Raw genomic sequence first — 1,575 nt, forward strand, 5'->3', positions numbered from 1 at the left:
AAGCTCCAGAAAGGAGGTGTTCCAGCCGCACCTTCCGGTACGGCTACCTTGTTACGACTTAGCCCCAGTCACCGGTTTTACCCTAGGACGACCCTCGCGGTTACGTACTTCAGGTACCCCCGGCTCCCATGGCTTGACGGGCGGTGTGTACAAGGCCCGGGAACGTATTCACCGCGCCATGGCTGATGCGCGATTACTAGCGAATCCAGCTTCGTGGAGCCGGGTTGCAGGCTCCAGTCCGAACTGGGAGGGGTTTTCGGGATTGGCATCCTGTCGCCAGGTAGCAGCCTTCTGTACCCCCCATTGTAACACGTGTGTAGCCCCGGACGTAAGGGCCGTGCTGATTTGACGTCATCCCCACCTTCCTCGCATCTTACGATGGCAGTCCCGGCAGAGTCCCCAGCTTTACCTGATGGCAACTGCCGGCAAGGGTTGCGCTCGTTATGGCACTTAAGCCGACACCTCACGGCACGAGCTGACGACAACCATGCAGCACCTCCACAACCGCTATTGCTAGCTGTCACGTTTCCGCGACATTCGGTTGCAGTTCAAGCCCGGGTAAGGTTCCTCGCGTATCATCGAATTAAACCACATGTTCCTCCGCTTGTGCGGGCCCCCGTCAATTCCTTTGAGTTTCACCGTTGCCGGCGTACTCCCCAGGTGGAATACTTAATGCTTTCGCTTGGCCGCTGACATTGTATCGCCAACAGCGAGTATTCATCGTTTACCGTGTGGACTACCAGGGTATCTAATCCTGTTTGATACCCACACTTTCGAGCATCAATGTCAGTTACAGCTTGGTGCACTGCCTTCGCAATCGGAGTTCTTCGTGATATCTAAGCATTTCACCGCTACACCACGAATTCCATGCACCTCAACTGCACTCAAGGCTCCCAGTTTCAACTGCAGTCCTACGGTTGAGCCGCAGAATTTCACAACTGACTTAAAAGCCCATCTACGCTCCCTTTAAACCCAATAAATCCGGATAACGCTCGCATCCTCCGTATTACCGCGGCTGCTGGCACGGAGTTAGCCGATGCTTATTCATAAGGTACATACAAACGCCTACACGTAGGCGACTTTATTCCCGTATAAAAGAAGTTTACAACCCATAGGGCAGTCATCCTTCACGCTACTTGGCTGGTTCAGGCTCGCGCCCATTGACCAATATTCCTCACTGCTGCCTCCCGTAGGAGTTTGGACCGTGTCTCAGTTCCAATGTGGGGGACCTTCCTCTCAGAACCCCTATCCATCGTCGGTTAGGTGGGCCGTTACCCCGCCTACTGCCTAATGGAACGCATCCCCATCCTTTACCAGTTCACACCTTTAATTGAAGCCCCATGCGGGAATCCAATGCCATCGGGTATTAATCTTACTTTCGCAAGGCTATCCCCGAGTAAAGGGCAGGTTGGATACGTGTTACTCACCCGTGCGCCGGTCGCCATCCGAATTTCATTGCTGAAACCCTATGCTGCCCCGCGACTTGCATGTGTTAAGCCTGTAGCTAGCGTTCATCCTGAGCCAGGATCAAACTCTTCATTGTAATGAATTTCTTTAATCTCTTTTGCCCGGATT

At 53.4% G+C, this 1,575-nt stretch carries 1 rRNA gene; it reads right to left on the reverse strand.

Annotated features, from left to right (window positions below):
- Positions 1–9: 9 nt before the first annotated feature.
- Positions 10–1,543, reverse strand: a 16S ribosomal RNA gene (locus M3087_RS14250).
- Between the last annotated feature and the right edge of the window lie 32 nt (positions 1,544–1,575).

Origin of the sequence: Mediterranea sp. ET5, from assembly GCF_023337025.1 — a bacterium.
Taxonomy (GTDB): domain Bacteria; phylum Bacteroidota; class Bacteroidia; order Bacteroidales; family Bacteroidaceae; genus Phocaeicola_A.